This window comes from Paenisporosarcina sp. TG20 (assembly GCF_000286315.1).
GTDB lineage: Bacteria > Bacillota > Bacilli > Bacillales_A > Planococcaceae > Paenisporosarcina.
This window is the reverse complement of record NZ_ALJG01000341.1, coordinates 1-19,058: the sequence shown is the minus strand read 5'-3', so window position 1 is coordinate 19,058 and position 19,058 is coordinate 1. Positions and strand designations below refer to the sequence as shown.

The following is a 19,058-nucleotide window of genomic DNA, read 5'->3' as shown; positions in this document are numbered from 1 at the left end:
CTAATATGTCAGAACATATTGCAGTATTAGTAGTAGATGACGAGGATCGCATTCGACGTTTATTAAAAATGTATTTAGAACGTGAAGGATATGAAGTAGATGAAGCTGAGAATGGTGCTATTGCGTTAGAAATGGCACTTGAAAAAGATTACCACTGTATCATATTAGATATAATGATGCCTGAAAAAAATGGCTTAGAGGTCATTGCTGAACTTCGCGAACAAAAAACAACACCAATCCTTTTACTAACAGCAAAAGGTGAAGAAGTAGATAGAGTTCAAGGGTTTGAATTGGGAGCAGATGATTACATCGTTAAACCGTTTAGCCCACGCGAAGTGGTATTGCGAGTAAAAGCAGTATTACGACGCTCGGTGACAATATCACCAATATCAACTTCAACTTCATCAAAAGAATTAGTTGTATTTCCGAATTTAATAATTGATCATGATGCTCACCGTGTCACTGCAGATGGAGCAGAAGTGAATTTAACACCTAAGGAATATGAACTCCTTTATTTTTTAGCAAAATCTCCAGATAAAGTATTTGATCGAGAACAATTGCTAAAAGAAGTGTGGCATTATGATTTCTTTGGTGACTTACGGACAGTGGATACTCACGTAAAAAGATTACGTGAAAAATTGAATCGTGTATCCGAGAAAGCTGCAAAAATGATTGTTACTGTATGGGGAGTCGGATATAAGTTTGAGGTTTTTAATGAATAGAATATGGAACAGCGTTGTCGGGAAGCTTTGGGTAACCATATTGCTTCTCGTTTCGTTTGTATTGTTCATCATTACGATCCTGATGCTAGAGTTCTTGGGAAACTACCATAGTCAACAAGCGGAGGCCTCGTTACGCCAAGAAGCAGGTACAATTGCACGAATCGTTAATGAACATGAAGATATGGACACTTCTCTGGTTATTATTTCCGGTATATTAGGTCCTGCAACAAATGCACTTATTGCAAAAGAACCTCACGAAGTGTCTTTAACATTGCATGAAGGTGAAAATGGAGAGGCAATTAAACAGCAAATTATCAATGATAAAACACTTGTAAATGTTTTTGAAACATCACAACCGATATTAAAGGAAATGATTTTGCCATCATTAAAGAATAAAGATCAAATGGAATCCTTTATAGTATTGGCGTCACCATTAAATGTTGAGAATGAATTACATGGTGCAGTATTCATTTATCAAAGTTTAGATGTTATCCAACAAACAACAAAAGAAACGACCAATATTGTGTTTTTATCTGCATTTATTGCGTTTATGTTAACGACCTTTTTTGCGTTTTTCTTATCCACTCGAATTACATCTCCATTACGCAAAATGCGTGAGGCTGCGTTTGAACTGTCAAAAGGTAATTTTGATACGAAGTTACCGACACTTCAAAACGATGAAATTGGTCAGTTGGCAACGGCATTCAACCAGATGGGGCGGCAGTTAAAACACCATTTAGAAGTAATTAATCAAGAAAAAGAGCAATTATCCAGTATACTAACCTCTATGACAGATGCCGTTATTACATTTAATCGAAACCATACCATTTTAATAAGTAATTCACAAGCAGATAAGTTGTTGCAAAAGTGGTTTTTCAGTATAGGTACAAACAAAGGACAACCAATTCCAATAGAATTGGACCATATGCTCGATCATGTACTTCATTTAGAAGAAGAAATAAATGAAGAACTTGAAATGGAAGGTAACTATTATGCTATTTCTATAACTCCTTTGTACAGTGGCACTGCTATTCGTGGAGCTGTAGCTGTACTTAGGGATATGACAGAACAACATCGACTGGACCACCTGCGTTCAGACTTTATTGCAAACGTGTCTCATGAACTGAGAACGCCAATTGCTATGTTACAAGGCTATAGTGAAGCTTTATTAGATAATGTTGTATCTTCTGAAGAAGAACGTGATGAAATGATGAAAATTATTTATGAAGAATCTCAACGAATGGGACGTTTAGTTACAGATTTACTCGACTTAGCACGTATGGAATCTGGCAGAATGCGACTTTATAAAGAACAGCTAGAAGTTGCTAAAGTAATTGAACGAATCACTCAAAAATTTGCCCAAGTGGCCAGAGAATCCAATATTTTATTGACATTTGAAACTTTGGTTTCCCCACAACTAACGGCTGAGATCGACGAAGACCGCATTGAACAAGTGTTGACTAATTTAATTGATAATGCAATTCGACATACTGCAAATAAAGGAAAAGTGACAGTCCGTGTCGAAAAACATAATGCATTCGTAAAAATAAGTGTTGAGGACACAGGTTCCGGAATACCTGCTGAAGATATACCTTATATATTCGAACGTTTTTATAAAGCGGATAAATCGAGAACAAGAAGTGTTGGTGGAACAGGCTTGGGGCTTGCTATTGCTAAAAATATGGTAGAAGCACATGATGGTGTAATAACCGTAAAGAGTAAAGGGAATATTGGAACCACTTTCACGTTTACATTACCAATTAAAAACTTGTAACCTTTTTTAAATTGAAACGACTACTACTATGAACGGGGGGAGTTTAATGAATGACTCCGTTTTTCACAGACTGTACGATGAGTACCATAAAGATGTATTTCAATTTTTATTGTATATGGTGAAAAATAGACAAACAGCCGAAGATTTAATGCATGAAGTATATGTGCGTGTTTTAAAAGCATTTAGCCGTTTTGAAGGAAAAAGTTCTGAAAAAACATGGTTATTTTCAATTGCAAAAAATGTTGCAATTGATCACTTTCGTAAATCGTCGGTTAGAAAACGACATTCATTTGACTTTTTTGATTGGGACAAACAAGATTTGAAATCCACAGAAGCTCTTCCTGAGGAATTAGCTCAAATGAATGATGAAATGAAGCAATTGTTAGGAGCATTAGATGAGTGTACAAATGATCAAAAAATGGTTGTTATCATGAGATACTTCCAAGACTTATCAATCATCGAAACAGCTCAAGTCCTTGGTTGGTCTGAAGGTAAAGTAAAAACCACACAACACCGGGCAATTCATAAACTACGGAATCGCTTATCTGGGCATTCGGATAGGAGGCAAGTTCACGATGAGCAACAATAAATGGAGTGAACAAAAGATTGATCAGTTACTTAGACAAGTGCCTAAGCTAAAAGACACGCGTTCAAAAGATGACGTGTTAAAACGTTTACAACAAGATCCTCGATTAGCAGAAGTTAATCCTAAGAAACGGAAAGTATGGATACCACCAGCTGTAGCAGTTGCAGCGCTAATTACATTGACATTACTCGTTGCTACTATGATAAATGCACCTAATAAAACAGAGAATGCCGAGTCTTTGCACTTTGAACAAAAATCTTCTGATATAGATACAGGAAATTCTTCTAATGAATCAGCACAGGATGCAAGTACTATGCTAAGAGAATCAGAAGAGTACACAGAAAATGAAAGTCAAATGACTATATTAGAAGTACAGGAAGACTCTATCTTAACATCTGTTTACACAGAGGACTTAGTAAATTACACAGCGTTTAAAATAGGTTTAGTGTCCCAAGATGCATTGGTTGTGCCAATTACTTTTTTAATTCCTAATGAACAAATCCAACAAGATTTTGGAAATCAAGCGCCAAATACGCTACAATTATATGAGCAATATGCAGCTGACATCAATGAAGAAGAACTTGGTTTTACTGACTATCACCCATATAAGGGAAAGTTTGAGATTGACCAAGATCAACTTGTTCACCGATTACCAAAAGAGCATGATTATGACCTTGCAAGTGCAGCTATTAATGCCTATGATTTATCACTTCAATTCACTTTTGAAGGTTTTACTCAAATTAACCATCAAAATGAAGATGGCAGTCAAGCTGAGTTTGATCAAGTAGGTCAGAAAACACCTACGGTTCTTACTAATGGACTTTACAAAACGCCGGTTTATCCATACACAGATCCGACAGGTCAGGTCTACATGGTGCCGAATCTAAGTGAACCAGTCAACAATATGTCGGACGCATTGAAAGACTTAAAAACGTCTCCAAATGATTTCTTTGCAAACGTGGTTCCAAGTTCAGTTACTTATACAATTGAAGAAATTAAAGGGGTTTCTCATATTAAGTTCAGTGAACCTCTAGAGTTAAATTCTTTACCACAAGAGCAAGCAACTCAAATGATTGAAAGTTTTGTTTTAACTGGAGCTAGCTTCGGAGTCCAAATTCAATTAGATAATGTTATTGAAGAACAATGGAACGGTATTAATCTAACTCAACCACTTGAACAACCAGTCGGACTAAATAAATATAGTTGGAAATAAAAAGATATATTTGTAGGCTCTAGTAGTTTACAAATGTTTCTTTTTTTTTATAGTATAGAATGTAACTAAATATTGATTCATCTTCGGGGCAGGGTGAAATTCCCGATCGGCGGTAATTGAAGAATTCTTTCATAGCCCGCGAGCCGTAAGGCAGGAATAGGCACAGGTCAAGCAACTTCAGGAGAACTAGTAGAAATGAAAATTGTAATGCTTATCTGAATTTCCTGCAATATATTTAATTTCACAGACTTTCCTGAGCTGGAAGCTCACTGCTTTAGCGGTGGGAGGAAAGCGAAGAAAAATGCAGAGTCTACAGCAACCGAAGGTTTTTGGCACTTCAAGCATATTTTTTTGCAATTATTTCTGTATCTTTGTGGAACGTATGTTCGTTTTGTGGTACACTGAAAACAGTCAACGATTCAGGAAAAGAGGTGTTGGGAGCGGTATTCGGATGAAGAGCAAAAAGACAACTTTCGCTGTCTGAAAAATAGATGTTTGTTTTCGCGGGTCGACACAGCCGAAACCGAAAGGTCTGAGATGCAGTCTTAGTGGCAACAGAGGTTGCTTTCGCTGCGAACGTTCTTATTGTGATGGTCAGTGTTCAATTCCTATTCCAGCAACCTGCGGGTTGGCGTGGTGTCCGATTGAAAGAAGCCGTTTCGAACAGAACCCCACTGCTTTAGCGGTGGGAGTGTCAGGAATCAGTTTTAATGGTTTATTTAAACACACGTTGTTTAGAACGATCTCTTTTCGTATTGTGACATCTTATTCTGCTTGAATCGAGTCCATTAAAACGGACACCTAAAAAAGATTAAGTTAAAAGAGCATTTAAAGAGAAGATGAAATTGAATTATTAGTTAATTTAGTTGAAGAAGCCATTCATAACGAAAACGTACTTCCGTTTAATTGGAAGCCCGATTTTTTATAGTAGAAACAACATTAAACTTTAAGAGAGAAAATATAAAAAGAAGGCTGTCCTTAAAAGTCATTTTAAATGACTTTTGGGACAGCCCTTATTTTTATTCATATTTTAAGGGATCGCCTTCAAAGGATTCATCAGAAACTTTGATTGAGTCTGTCGGGCATCCTTCAAATGCGTCTTGCATATCTTCTTCGAGTTCATCTGGAACTTGTGCCGTTCCCATGTTATCATCTAAAATAACAAAGGCAATGCCTTCATCATCATAATCATAAATATCAGGTGCTGCAGCGCCACATGCGCCACATGCGATACATGTATCTTTATCTACAATGGTATACTTCGCCATGTTAATCTCTCCTTTATCTCCGTTCGCTTGAAAAAGCTTTCGTTTTATATTCTAATCATGTTTCCCCCATTTTTCAACCTAAATACTCTTTTAATTGGAGGAAGAACATTGTTGTTTCAAAAAATTATCCTACATATAATTGATACAATGAATGAAGAACGAACGATTTCCGCGCCTTTTCATATAATTAGAGGTAAACGTTCCGGACAAACTATACAAGATGTTAAGAGCTATGGTCTTACAAAATATTTCTCATTATTTCCTAGACTTTCTATACAAATATACGATCAAAACATTCAACAAATGATTCAATCTGGTTGGTTAACGATAAACGATACAGCTATTCCTAAAATAACTATTCTTGGGAAACAGAAATTGAAAGACTTGCCTATACTTAAATTAAATGGATGGTTATTTAGGGGGAATGAACGGACATTTTTTCAGCGTTTATCACTTGTAACCCAAACTTTATCACATGTAAAAGCAAAAAGTTTATCGTTCACACCCGTTCAGAAAGACGAAAAAATTCAGATATGGGTACGACAATTTTTGAAAAGTTTCCCCTATAAATCAGATGAGTTTATTCAAAGCTACTATCTAGAGATAATGAGTTGTTTGAAATCTGACAATCTATCAGACCTTCATGTGTCAATTTTAAGTCATCGATTAGCAGGATTTGAAGTAAGTGGTGTTACATGGCAACAACTTTCCAATGTTTTGAACGAAGAACAAATTGACCTACAAATATACTTTTATGAAGGCTTACATATATTATTAGATGAAATTTCAACTAATAAGTCTTTAGTTTTATTACCTAAAATGAGTGAAGGAATTAAGTCAACAACACCATTGACAGATTCAGCAAAAAGGACAGCAGACCTTTATAAACAAGGATATTCTTTCGAACAATTAATTTCTATGCGACAGTTAAAAACCAGTACAATTGAGGATCACTTTGTTGAAATGGCGCTAAATGACCCTTCATTTTCGATACAGATATTTTTCGGAAAAGAGGACTTATCCATACTAATCCAACAAATTAAAAATCAACGCACCAAAAAGTTGAGAACTTTAAAAGAAATATTCCCATTATATTCTTATTTCCAGTTACGACTATTATTGGCCGTTGGAGGTGCTCAAATTGATAGTAAATCTTCATAAATTATTGTTTGACAAATTTGGTTATTCTTCATTTAGACCTGGTCAACAAGAAATTATACAAAGTGTTTTGAATGAAGAAGATGTTGTTGCCATTTTACCAACTGGTATGGGGAAATCAATATGTTATCAATTACCGGGATATGTATTACCACACAGCATAATTGTGATTTCTCCCTTGGTGTCATTAATGCAAGATCAAGTAGAACAGTTAAAAAAAATGGGAGAAAAACGAGTAATTGCTTTTAATTCATTTTTGACACCACTTGAAAAAAGTACGTTAGTACAAAAATTTGAAACATATAAATTCATATTTTTATCACCGGAAATGTTAATTCAAGATCAAGTCAAAGAAAAATTACAATCGATTCCAATTTCATTAATTGTAGCTGATGAAGCACACTGTATTTCTCAATGGGGCTATGATTTTAGACCTGACTACTTACGTCTTGCCGAATGGTTTAACCACAGTAATAGACCACCCATTTTAGCTTTAACTGCAACAGCGACACAGCATGTAATAGATGACATTAGTTCTTACTTAAACATGCAAGACCCTAAATATCATATTCAATCTCTTGATCGACCAAACATACGTTATGCAACAGTAGAAGTAGATTCACAATCAAAAAAGTTTAAGTCCATATTAAAGCAAGTAAATGAATTTTCCGGACCAGGTATACTTTATACACAGTCAAGAAAAAAAGCAGATGATTATGCACAAAAACTCAGCAACGAAGGGATACGGATTGCATCGTATCATGCTGGGATGGAACAAGTAGATCGTATGTTTGTCCAACAGCAATTTATGAATAATGAGTTAGATTGGGTATGTGCGACTAACGCTTTTGGAATGGGTGTTCACAAAGGTGATGTGAGACAAGTCATCCATGATCATATTCCGTCATCTGTTGCAAACTATGCACAAGAAATTGGCAGAGCAGGTAGGGATGGAGCAGATTCCCTCTCCACCCTTTACTATACAAGGGATGATAAAGACCTATCAATTTTCGTAGCAACGAATGATTTTCCAGATGAAAGCCATGTAAAGCTATTAGATGATACAAAAAAGGCTGGATTGAATCCAAATCATTTAGTATCACAAAACCTACTTACGGAAACTCAATTAAGAATAGTATCTTATTGGTTATCTAGAAAAACTTTAGGAGAAACAAATACTTTGTTGCAGAAATTAAAAAAGCAAAAAATCGAAGAGATTTATCAAATGCAAGAAATTCTAATTAATTCATCTTGTATTAGGCAACAAATAATTCAATTCTTTGGTCAAAGAATCGAATTAAAACCACTAAATTGTTGTTCGAAATGTGGGTTAAAGATTGAAGAAATAGTTGAATCTTCAATTAAACCAAGTTTTGAATTAAAATTACAACCTTGGGAAAAAAGGATATCACTAATATTTCAAAAAACCTAATTACGTTTTACTTTTTCGTCAAATTTCGTCATAATAAGTTAACGATACATATAAGGAGTTTACTGCAATGGATAAAGAAGATTATAAAACAAAAATTGATAAGCATCGAAAACCAATCCAAATAAATGGTGAAGATAAACCAAATACACACACACGAACATCAAGACGTTCAAACAAAGGCACTCAAAAGAAAACGAAACAAAAAAAGAATATATTATTACCAATTTTGTTCTTTTTCTTTATACTGATACCTATTTCATTACTAATTTATGTTTTTGTTTTTTATCAGCCAAATTCAAATGAAACAACAGTTTTCGACAATAGCCAAGTTCAATATGAACAAAACAAAAAATATACTCCAGACGAAGAAGATAGTGAAATTACCGAACCCACTCCAGCTACTGAAAATAAAACGGTAACAGAAAATACGCCTAAAGAGTCTGAAGAACCACAAGAAAAACCAGTAATAGCAGAAGATGCTGAAGATGCAAAAGTTGATGAACCAACAGCTAAAACACATGTTGTAAAGGTTGGTGACACACTTTATAGTATTGCTCTGAATTATTACAGTTCCCCGGATGCTGTTGAACGAATAAAATCCGCTAATAATCTTACTACAAATGCTATTTCTGTAGATGAAACACTAATTCTTCCATAATTTTTGCTAGACAAAGAGGATTAACGGAGGGTTTTGTAGAATAAAATAATATTGAAAGATGACAGGGGGAAAAGTATGTTTGCAAAAAGTGTAATGATACCAAAAAATAAGTGTATTTCAATCAATTCTAATGAAACGGTAAAATCTGCTCTAAACTTATTAGAGAAAAACCAAATTGATGCAATGCCAGTTTTAGAAAATGGTTTGTATAAAGGTATTTTAAATCGTTATAGTGCTTATCAAGCGTTTTTTGATGGTGGGATAAGTAAAGAAGAATTCTTAACAAAAACGTCTATATTGGACTTGGTAACTAAAGAAGATACGTTTTTGTCAATTGAAGATGTTTTTGAAAATGCATTAATTCAACTTAATGACTTTCCAATTATTGCTGTGGTTGAAGAAAATAAATTTTTAGGTTTAGTAACTCGCTATGATACGATGAATCAATTTAGAAGTGCGTTTGGTATGGATAGTCCAGGTGTACGAATAACATTTACATCTGCAGAAGCAGAAGGTCGTATTACTCGCTTAGCTGACATTGTGAAAAAATTCCACGAATCTGTTATCTCTCTTGTAACATTTGACGAATCGGATAAGCTACTAAGACGTATCGTTTTAAAAGTAGAGAAACGTAATAACATTCAAAAGTTCTTAAAAGAGCTAGATAAATCTGGATTTCGAGTTTTACACATACAAGAAGACTGATTTGAACACAATAATATAATGAAACAAGGGGAAGGGTTAACTTCCTCTTTTTTATTTTGATAAAGAGGTGAAAAAATGCCCTATCTAGTAACTATTATTGGACTAGTTTTTTTCTTTCCACTACTTATGTTAAGGAAAGCATTTGAGATGAATATACGTCATCATGATATTGAACTTACTACATATCAGTCGCAAAAACCATTTCGATTTCTTTTTATTTCAGATATTCATTGTCGGAAAATCACTGAACGCTTTATTAGTCAAATAGATAGTGAAATAGATGCAGTCATTATCGGAGGAGATTTGGCTGAAAGAGGAGTACCTTTGAAAAGAGTTCAAGAAAATATAAACCAACTAGCTAAAATTGGTCCTCTTTATTTCGTATGGGGCAACAATGATCGTGAGGTTGGAGAACAACATATTAAAAAATATATTCAACATGTCGGTGGAGAAATCCTAGATAATAAAGCAATTTATTTAAAATTCCATCAACAACCCATATGGATTGTTGGTATTGATGATGTATCAAAAGGCCGAGCGGACATTGAAAAGAGTTTTGCCAATGTACCGAAAGAAGATATAATCATTTTTGTTTCACACAGTCCCTTTATTTTCAGTAAAGTAAAAGAGCAGTTTCATGCCAATGTCTTATTGGCCGGCCATACACATGGTGGTCAAATTCGTTTGGGAAAGTGGGGCTACTATAAAATAGGGTCTATAAAAAAGAAGAATGATGAAGTGACATTAATTAGTAATGGTTATGGGACAACGGGTATTCCTTTAAGATTTGGCGCACCTGCTGAGTATCATATATTAACAATCAATAAAAGGTCTGAAAATATTTAATTAAGAAAAACACGTTTTGTTACTCTAATCTTAGTTTGTGGATCTTTTTAAGGGGTTTAAGAATAATCTGTCATATGTATTCTCAATCTATCCGGGTCTAGAATCATTTGGTGTGGCATTGGTCAGCTTGCCCCTTGGAGCAAGAAACCGTTATAGCTAGCTTCGAACCAATAGGGTATAAGCGAAAATAGGATTTAGGTCTTAAAAGGAAGTGTAAATATGGAGAAAGTAGATGCAATTATTGTAGGTGGTGGCCCTTGTGGTCTTGCGGCTGCAATTTCATTACAAGATATAGGTCTTTCACCAATAATTATAGAAAAAGGAAATGTTGTAGAAGCGATTTATAATTATCCTACGCATCAAACTTTTTTTAGCACGAGTGAAAAACTTTCCATCGGAGATGTGCCTTTTATAATTGAAGGACGTAAACCTCAACGTAATCAAGCTTTGGTTTATTATCGCGAAGTAGTAAAAATGAAAAACTTACAAATTCACAGATTTGAAACGGTAGAACAAGTTGAAAAAAAGCATAACGAATTTATTGTTTCTACCTCAAAATCTACATACTTAACAAAAATTGTGATTATTGCAACTGGTTACTATGATCATCCAAACTTATTAGATATTCCTGGAGAAGACTTACCAAAAGTCAGTCATTATTTTAAAGAAGCTCATCCATATTTTGACACTGATGTCGTTGTAATTGGAGGTAAAAACTCTAGTATTGATGCTGCTCTTGAGTTGCATAAAGCTCGTGCACGAGTAACGGTTGTCTATAGAGGAAGTACCTATTCAAGTAGTATTAAACCTTGGATATTGCCAGAATTTGAAGGATTAGTTCGCAATGGTCAAATTAAAATGCTTTTTGAATCTCATGTTGAAGAAATTACTCAAAATGAAGTTCGTATTACCCAATGTGGCCAAGAGTTCTTTTTAAAAAATGATTTTGTATTTGCCATGGTTGGATATCATCCGGATCATGAGTTCTTACAACGTATGGGTGTTAAAATCGAAAAAACATCAGGAAGACCTTTGGTAAATGAACTTACGATGGAATCTAATGTTGAGAACTTATACATTGCTGGTGTTTTAGCAGCAGGTAATAATGCAAATGAAATTTTTATTGAAAATGGTCGATTTCACGGAGAGTTAATTGCAAATGCGATTACACAAAAAGCAAAATGGAGTAATAATAAGTAGTTAAATTCTATATGGTAAATTTGCATATTTGAGGGTATAGTAATTAGAAATAATCATTAATGTAACTCTCCTATCAATTGGATTTTTGAATTAGAATTGTTAAAAGTCAGGGGGACATTGTCCTTCTGTCTTTTTTAAAAGATATTAAAGTATATAAAATTGGTGTGCTATGGTTTCAGTATTCCCGGCATTTTGATACCACTGATTTGCGCTCCAGGCGGACGCTTATGCCCGCGAAAAGCGTCCACCGTAGTGGAAATCAACGGGTTTCTATGGTTACCATTCTTAAAAGGACCGGGCGTCTTTTTGCCCGGTTTTTCTTAGTAGAACAACATTAATGTGAGTGGAGGAGTTTTCATGAAAAAGAAAGTAATTTTAATTACCACAGGTGGAACAATTGCAAGCAAAGAAAATTCAAAAGGTTTATTGAGTTCGGGTGCTTTATCAGGTAAAGAGTTGGCGGATTTATGTCAGTTACCTAAAGATATTGAAATAAAGATAGTAGACGTATTTCAACTGCCAAGCATGCATATTGATAACGATAATATGTTATTGATTCGCCAAGCAATATTAAACGAACTAGAAGATGAATCAGTAAACGGGGTTGTTGTCACCCATGGAACGGATAGCCTAGAGGAGACTGCTTACTTTTTAGATTTAACGATTGACCACAAACTTCCAATTGTTGTAACAGGATCCCAGCGTTCGCCTGCTGAAGTTGGTACCGATGTGTTCTCAAACTTACGAAATTCTTTCTACGTAGCAATAGAGGAAACTTTACATCATGTTGGAACAGTAGTTGTTTTTAATGAGAGAATTTATACTGCTAAATATGTCAAAAAGGTTCATGCCTCAAATTTACAAGGATTTGATTCTTTTGGACATGGATACTTAGGTATTATTGACAATGATGTTGTAAGTATTTACCAAAAACCGATAAATAGGGAAACGTTTAAATTAAAAAGCCCACTACCTAGAGTAGACATAATTAAGTGCTATGCAGGTGCTGATGGTTATTTAATTGATATGTTAGTCTTACAAGGAACGAGTGGAATAATATTAGAAGGTGTTGGAAGAGGACAAGTCTCTCCACAGATGGTTACAGCAATAGATGGAGCTATAGAAGCGGGTATTAAGGTTGTCGTTACCACTAGCGCTGAAGAAGGTAAGGTTCATCCTTCATATAGTTATAAAGGGAGTGCTGATGACTTATTACAGCGTGGTGTAATCCTCGGTGAAGATTATGATAGTAAAAAGGCTAGGCTAAGACTTATCGTGCAGTTAGCGTCTGGCGTGTATGAAAAGAAATAGCATATCTTTTGTTTTTTCCATAAAACTTTCCTCCATCCATTTAACAGGTGACATGTAAATGTTATAATAAAGTAAAGGGGGCGGGCGCAATTTGATTATATTATTTTCTGTTGCAATCGCTCCAGGACTAGCATTATTTAGCTATTTTTACTTGCGAAATCAATTTTCTTCTGAGCCATCTAGAAAACTATTCCATACATTTATTTATGGAGCAATTTTAACTTTTCCAATTCTCTTCATTCAACATGTATTTGAAGTCGAAAATATATTTCAGTCTATGTTTTTTCGTAATGTTTTATTTACTAGTTCATTAGAAGAGTTTTTTAAGTGGCTCATTTTAGTAACGATAATTTACCAACATATAGATTTTGATGATCCGTATGATGGGATTTTATATGGAGTAAGTTTATCACTTGGATTTGCAACTGTGGAAAACATTTTATACTTATTTACATTCGGTCTTGATACTGCATTTTTACGAGCTTTATTACCAGTTTCTAGCCATGCCATCTTCGGTGTGGTGATGGGCTACTATATTGGTAGAGCAAAATTCGCACTAAAAAGATCTTCAAGACAGCTTCTTTTTGTTGCTTTGCTAGCACCATTAGGGTTACACATGATGTATAATGGTATTTTGATAATTGAGAATATTTCATTATATATTATGATTCCATTTATGTTGTTCTTATGGTGGTTATGCTTAACCAAAGTTAAAAAAGCTCATTTGATGACGCTTCAATATTTAAACAAAAGTATATAAAAATTTTTTAAAACCAATTTGAAATTAAATTGGTTTTTTTTTGTATAAAAATCACGGGATTACTCATTCTATCAAAAAGGAGAATGTGTATGCACAAAAACAAATTGATTTTATGTATTGTCACTTCATGTTTGCTGATGATGTCTATAAGTGTTCCGGAAAGATCGGAAGCATTTTCTAACCAAGTAATTGAGCGCGGTGCCTATGGAGAAGATGTTATTGAACTCCAATCGAGATTACAATTTATTGGTTTTTACAAAGGGAAAATAGACGGTGAATTTGGATATGGTACCTATTGGGCTTTACGGAATTTCCAAGAGGAATTTGGTCTACCAGTAGATGGACTTGCTGGACAACAAACAAAAACAAAGCTTGCTAATGCATCAAAATACCATAAAGATTATGTCCAAAAACAAATCAGAGAAGGTAACAGATTTACACATTATGGTGATGTTCCTATAGAACAACAAGCGAAAAAAAGTGCAAATAAACAACAAGCAAATAAACAACAAGGAAATAATAAACAAGCGAATAAACAAGCCCCTACTCAGGAGAGCCAAATTCCAGCTAAATATTCGCAACAAGATCTACAAATGATGGCGAATGCTGTATATGGCGAAGCGCGTGGTGAACCTTATGAAGGACAAGTAGCCGTTGCAGCTGTCATTTTAAATCGTATTGAAGATGCTAAATTTCCAAACACGGTTAATGGAGTTATCTTTCAACCACTAGCATTTACAGCAGTGGCAGATGGACAAATATGGCTCACGCCAAATGAACGTGCGAAAGACGCTGTAATCGATGCATTAAATGGTTGGGATCCAACAGAAAATGCACTTTATTATTTCAATCCAGTCACAGCCACAAGTAAATGGATTTGGACAAGACCACAAATTAAAACAATCGGAAAACATATTTTTGCTATGTAAGGAGGAAAAACATGAAAATCTTGTCAAGCATATTAGCGATTGGTCTGATTGTAATGGGAGTATTCTTGTATAATGGCAAGCAAAATGAAGCTGAATTACAAAGAGATTTACACGCACAATATACGAATCGTATGACGGATGCTTCTCTAAAACTAACTGACTTGCAAGAATCTGTTCAACAAGCAACAATATTTAAAGATGAAAAAGCACAAGAAGAACCATTGGAAGATATATGGAGACTTTCTTCAGATATTAAAACTGATATTGCATCTTTACCTTTATCACGAGAATTTACTACTGAATGGATGAACTATTTAGGACGACTTGGAGACTTTGCGAAATTAAAAAGTCAACAGAAAGTCACTGATGATAAATGGCAAAATGTCACAGCACAAGTTTCATCCAATTTGGATGAATTTGCACATGAATGGGAAAACGCAACAACTGAACTATTGAGTCAAGGAGAACCTTTTTCACAATGGCTGCAAGAGATACAAACTATAGAAGCTTCTAATAGTGGGTGGTCAGGAATGGCAAAACAGGTCAAAGGATACTCGGAAAGCGACTTTCCTTTGACTGCAAGTGAGTCAGACAAACAAAAGATAAAAGACTTAAAGAGCATTGATGATACTCCAAAAACTGAGCAAGAAGTCGTAGAACGGATGAAAGAGATGTTTCCTAAATTTACTAATGCAAGATTAATTACATCAGAAAGTAAACCGGGATCTGCCTATCCTTTCTATCATATTCAGTTTAATGAAGGTATCAGAAGTGGGTATGCAGATTTCACGAAAAAAGGTGGTCATCTGTTATCTTTACTAGTTGAACGTCCTATTGGAACAGATCGAATTTCACAAGAAGAGATGAAAGAAAAAGCAAAAAAATCAGCAAAATCTTTTGGGTTTAAAGATGTAGAACTAATTGTAACAAGAGAAAACCATCTTGTATGGCATGTGGTTTTTGTAAGAATTGAACCAAAGAATAAAGCTCGCATTTATGCGGATGCGATTCAAATGAAATTAGCTAAGGATGATGGCGAAATACTAGGTGTCAATACGATGGAGTATATTCAAAAAGAGAAGTTACCAGTTAATCAAAAAATAGTCCCTATTGACTGGAAAACATTTTTCACTTCAAAGGCAAAAATTCAAGAAGAAAGATTTTCTTATACAGAGAATAACCAAATGCAACAAAGACTTTGTTACGAGCTGATCGTATTAAAGGAAACTGATGATCAAAGCCATACCTTCCGCATATTAGTGGATACTGAAACAAAAGAAGTTTTACAGACAGAAATGTTAAACTAAACATTAAAGGAATCAAATGTTACGACAACTTAAAATTATTGTAACTATTCAAAGCCCACTTTAGTGGGCTTATTTGTTTACAGCGAGTATCTTAAATCGGAACTCAACATGTTATGCTAGTAGGCGCTTTGCACGTTCCTTGTGTTACAATATATGTGAGTAACTAAGGGAGTTGAGTAGATGGGAAACAATATCCAAATCGCAATTGATGGCCCTGCTGCTGCAGGGAAAAGTACAATAGCAAAACTAGTAGCTGAAGAACTTGGTTATACATATATCGATACAGGAGCCATGTACCGTGCAATTACGTATAAAGTACTCGAACGTCACATAGATTTAGAAAATGAAGAGGCTTTAACAAACTTACTTCTTGAAACAACAATTGAGTTAAAACCATCAAATGATGGACAAATGGTCTTTTTAGATGGCCAGGATGTTTCGGATGCAATTCGTTCTAATGCAATTACATCTTATGTGTCTATAGTTGCTTCAAAAGCAAGTCTTAGAAAAGAAATGGTAAATCGTCAAATAAAAATGGCTAAGCGTAGCGGTGTAGTGATGGATGGTCGTGACATAGGGACACATGTACTAGTTGAAGCTGAATTAAAAATCTTTATGTCTGCATCTGTAGATGAACGAGCAAAGCGTCGTCAGTTGGATAATGAACGCCGTGGAATTGACTCACTTCTAAGCCAGCTAAAAAAAGAAATTGTATTACGTGATAAAATGGATAGTGAACGTGTTGCCTCCCCTCTAGTTCAAGCAAAAGATGCAATTTATTTGGACACAACAAATTTAACAATTCTAGAAGCTGCTAAATACATTATTCAGTTAGCGAAAGAGAGGATGAGCTAAGTGGACACATACCATTTTGTAAGATCTTTTGCAAAGTCAGTTTTATTACCAATTTATCGTTTTGACGTTAAAGGCTTAGAAAACTTTCCAAAGTCAGGGGGAGTATTGATTTGTACTAATCATATTAATGTTCTTGATCCCCCAGTCGTTGGGATAACAGCACCGCGACCAGTTCATTTTATGGCAAAAGAAGAATTATTTAGAACGCCAATATTAAAACCATTATTACCTAAATTAAATGCTTTTCCTGTAAAACGGGGATTAAGTGATCGTGAAGCTTTAAGGAAAGCATTAGCCATTTTAAAAGGTGGGGATGTAATGGGCCTTTTCCCTGAAGGAACTCGCAGTGAAAATGGGGAACTTGGAAAAGGTTTCTCTGGAGCCGGTTTTTTCGCACTTAAAGGGAATGCAGACGTTGTACCTTGTGCTATTATTGGACCTTATAAAACCTTCAAACGCTTAAAAGTGGTTTATGGGGAGCCAATTCTTATGCAGCCATACAGAGACAACAAAGCTTCAGCTGATGAAGTTACTTTGGTCATCATGGATAGTATAAAAAAATTATTAGACGAGAACAAATCTTGAAATTTCAGTATTTTTGTAATAGAAAAGCGCAAATTTTTGTTTTTATCAAAGAATTCGAATAAAATAAAGCAAGGAACGTTTTGAAGGAGGATGCTAAATGTCTGAGGAAATGAATTTACAGGAAAACCAAGACTTCCGTCAAGGGAATCTTGTTAAAGGAACAGTTGTTCAAGTTGAAGAGAAGTCGGTTACAGTGACAATTGAGGGAGCACCTTTTGATGGGATAATTCCAATTAGTGAACTGTCAAGCTTGCACATTGAAAAAGCTTCAGATGTTGTTTCCATCGGTGACGAACTAAATTTAATAATTACTAAAGTAGAAGATGACAATTTCGTTTTATCAAAACGAAAAGTTGATGCTGCTGAAGCTTGGGATAACTTAGAACAAAAATTTAAAAACGGTGAAATTATAGAAGCTGAAGTAAAAGACGTGGTAAAGGGTGGACTCGTGGTCGACCTTGGTTTGCGGGGATTTGTCCCAGCTTCTTTAGTAGAAGATCACTTCGTTGAATCGTTCGAAGATTACAAAGGAAAAGTTTTAACATTTGTTATTGTTGAAATGGAAAAAGATAAAAATCGTTTAATCTTATCGCACCGTGCAGTCGTAGAAGCACAAAAAGAGTCGAACAAAAAAGATGTTCTGGATCAAATTCATGCAGGAGATGTATTGGAAGGTACTGTCCAACGAATAGCAAATTTTGGTGCTTTTGTAGATATTGGTGGTGTCGATGGCCTTGTGCATATCTCCCAATTATCACATGAGCATGTTGAGCAGGTTTCTGATGTCATTCAAGAAGGACAAAAAATTAAAGTGAAAGTTTTGTCAGTTGATCGTGACAGTGAACGAATATCTCTATCTATTAAAGACACACTTCCTGGTCCATGGGAGGACATTGAAGAAAAAGCCCCTCAAGGTTCTGTACAAACAGGTAGAGTAAAACGACTTGTATCATATGGTGCATTTGTTGAGGTATTCCCTGGAATTGAAGGACTTGTTCATATTTCACAAATTGCCCATTCTCATATTGGAACGCCACACGAAGTGTTAAAAGAAGGGCAAGAAGTACAAGTAAAAGTATTAGAAGTTAATAAAAAAGATAAACGACTTTCACTAAGCATAAAAGAATTACTTGAAAAAGAAGAAGGTTATTCAGGATTTGATTATGAAATGCCGGAAGAAACAAAAGGCTTCTCAATCAGCGATGTCATTGGTGATAAATTAAAAGGTTTTAAATAATAAACATTTTAACCAAAAGGAAGTTGACCCATCGTTCAATGTAGTACGGCTCTAATCGAAACACACTGTACCCCCGGACAACAAAATTCCGGGGGTATTAAACATGTACTCGGTATTGTGACATGCTGGTGGATGCTTTTGAAGTAACAATTCTCATAAATATGTTAATCGTAACCAATAAAGAGATGTAGACATTTTCACGATGTCTACATCTCTTTTTGAACGATAGACGTATTAAAATTAAATCTGAACTATAGAGTTGCCCTTAAGGATATTGCTTTTTTACAAAATAAGATAGCATATAAATTTAATGAGCCATGAATCCAGTATTCCCTGTATTTTAAGGAGTAGGTTCTAGTATGATACCGCTGATTTGCGCTCCAGGCGGACGCTTTCCAAGGGGCGTTGACTCGTGTTGTGGCGTCCGTAGCCTTTGTTCCATTACCATCCACTGCGGGGTCTTTACCTGTCCCGCTAATCCCGTAGGAAAGAACAGGACCAAAGAGAATTTG

At 35.0% G+C, this 19,058-nt stretch carries 19 protein-coding genes; 17 read left to right on the top strand and 2 right to left on the bottom strand.

What is annotated here, in order from left to right:
* Positions 1 to 5: 5 nt before the first annotated feature.
* From B371_RS0115590 to B371_RS0115575, 4 genes are read left to right on the top strand one after another with little or no spacing between them, the layout of a single operon-like run.
* On the top strand, positions 6 to 722 hold the full coding sequence (locus B371_RS0115590) for a response regulator transcription factor (RefSeq protein WP_019415244.1): 717 nt from the start codon (positions 6 to 8) through the stop codon (positions 720 to 722).
* The gene (locus B371_RS0115585; protein WP_019415243.1) at positions 715 to 2,496 is read left to right on the top strand and encodes an ATP-binding protein; all 1,782 of its coding nucleotides are present in this window, start codon (positions 715 to 717) and stop codon (positions 2,494 to 2,496) included. The genes B371_RS0115590 and B371_RS0115585 overlap by 8 nt, the downstream gene beginning before the upstream one ends.
* A gap of 28 nt (positions 2,497 to 2,524) precedes the next feature.
* Positions 2,525 to 3,085: an RNA polymerase sigma factor SigX gene (locus tag B371_RS0115580; RefSeq protein WP_255348672.1), complete on the top strand. Its 561-nt coding sequence runs from the start codon at positions 2,525 to 2,527 to the stop codon at positions 3,083 to 3,085.
* Positions 3,072 to 4,295 (top strand): hypothetical protein, encoded by a 1,224-nt coding sequence (locus B371_RS0115575; RefSeq protein ID WP_019415241.1) that lies wholly within the window; start codon positions 3,072 to 3,074, stop codon positions 4,293 to 4,295. The genes B371_RS0115580 and B371_RS0115575 overlap by 14 nt, the downstream gene beginning before the upstream one ends.
* Positions 4,296 to 5,314: 1,019 nt before the next feature.
* Here the strand turns inward: B371_RS0115575 and B371_RS0115565 are convergent.
* Positions 5,315 to 5,563: a ferredoxin gene (locus tag B371_RS0115565; protein WP_019415239.1), complete on the bottom strand. Its 249-nt coding sequence runs from the start codon at positions 5,561 to 5,563 to the stop codon at positions 5,315 to 5,317.
* A gap of 108 nt (positions 5,564 to 5,671) precedes the next feature.
* On the opposite strand from B371_RS0115565, the gene B371_RS0115560 reads away from it, so the two are divergent.
* From B371_RS0115560 to rpsA, 13 genes are all read left to right on the top strand, one after another.
* Positions 5,672 to 6,724 (top strand): helix-turn-helix domain-containing protein, encoded by a 1,053-nt coding sequence (locus B371_RS0115560; protein WP_019415238.1) that lies wholly within the window; start codon positions 5,672 to 5,674, stop codon positions 6,722 to 6,724.
* Positions 6,705 to 8,153 carry an ATP-dependent DNA helicase RecQ gene (locus tag B371_RS0115555; RefSeq protein WP_019415237.1) on the top strand — a complete coding sequence of 483 codons (1,449 nt, stop codon included), beginning with the start codon at positions 6,705 to 6,707 and terminating at the stop codon, positions 8,151 to 8,153. The genes B371_RS0115560 and B371_RS0115555 overlap by 20 nt, the downstream gene beginning before the upstream one ends.
* 67 nt (positions 8,154 to 8,220) lie before the next feature.
* Entirely contained in the window at positions 8,221 to 8,811 is a 591-nt protein-coding gene (locus B371_RS0115550) for a LysM peptidoglycan-binding domain-containing protein (RefSeq protein ID WP_019415236.1), read from the top strand.
* Between the two features lie 75 nt (positions 8,812 to 8,886).
* Positions 8,887 to 9,516, top strand: a complete 630-nt coding sequence (locus B371_RS0115545; protein ID WP_019415235.1) for a CBS domain-containing protein — start codon at positions 8,887 to 8,889, stop codon at positions 9,514 to 9,516.
* A gap of 75 nt (positions 9,517 to 9,591) precedes the next feature.
* Complete coding sequence (locus B371_RS0115540; RefSeq protein WP_019415234.1) at positions 9,592 to 10,362, top strand: metallophosphoesterase; 771 nt, start codon at positions 9,592 to 9,594, stop codon at positions 10,360 to 10,362.
* A gap of 219 nt (positions 10,363 to 10,581) precedes the next feature.
* On the top strand, positions 10,582 to 11,562 hold the full coding sequence (locus B371_RS0115535; protein ID WP_019415233.1) for a YpdA family putative bacillithiol disulfide reductase: 981 nt from the start codon (positions 10,582 to 10,584) through the stop codon (positions 11,560 to 11,562).
* 357 nt (positions 11,563 to 11,919) lie between these two features.
* On the top strand, positions 11,920 to 12,873 hold the full coding sequence (locus B371_RS0115530; protein WP_019415232.1) for an asparaginase: 954 nt from the start codon (positions 11,920 to 11,922) through the stop codon (positions 12,871 to 12,873).
* Positions 12,874 to 12,964: 91 nt separating this feature from the next.
* A complete protein-coding gene (prsW, locus tag B371_RS0115525; protein ID WP_019415231.1) occupies positions 12,965 to 13,633 on the top strand; it encodes a glutamic-type intramembrane protease PrsW in 669 nt (222 codons plus the stop codon).
* An 89-nt stretch (positions 13,634 to 13,722) separates the two neighbouring features.
* The gene (gene sleB, locus B371_RS0115520; RefSeq protein WP_019415230.1) at positions 13,723 to 14,562 is read left to right on the top strand and encodes a spore cortex-lytic enzyme; all 840 of its coding nucleotides are present in this window, start codon (positions 13,723 to 13,725) and stop codon (positions 14,560 to 14,562) included.
* Positions 14,563 to 14,573: 11 nt separating this feature from the next.
* Complete coding sequence (locus B371_RS0115515) at positions 14,574 to 15,869, top strand: PepSY1/2 domain-containing protein (RefSeq protein ID WP_019415229.1); 1,296 nt, start codon at positions 14,574 to 14,576, stop codon at positions 15,867 to 15,869.
* 180 nt (positions 15,870 to 16,049) lie between these two features.
* The gene (cmk, locus tag B371_RS0115510) at positions 16,050 to 16,724 is read left to right on the top strand and encodes a (d)CMP kinase (protein ID WP_019415228.1); all 675 of its coding nucleotides are present in this window, start codon (positions 16,050 to 16,052) and stop codon (positions 16,722 to 16,724) included.
* A complete protein-coding gene (locus tag B371_RS0115505) occupies positions 16,725 to 17,309 on the top strand; it encodes a 1-acyl-sn-glycerol-3-phosphate acyltransferase (RefSeq protein ID WP_019415227.1) in 585 nt (194 codons plus the stop codon).
* 97 nt (positions 17,310 to 17,406) lie between these two features.
* Positions 17,407 to 18,546, top strand: coding sequence for a 30S ribosomal protein S1 (gene rpsA / locus B371_RS0115500; RefSeq protein ID WP_019415226.1), 1,140 nt, complete (start codon positions 17,407 to 17,409; stop codon positions 18,544 to 18,546).
* 251 nt (positions 18,547 to 18,797) lie between these two features.
* Here rpsA and B371_RS24125 read toward each other — a convergent pair.
* Positions 18,798 to 19,058: hypothetical protein (locus tag B371_RS24125; protein WP_040681289.1), on the bottom strand; the 261-nt coding region annotated here is incomplete at its 5' end.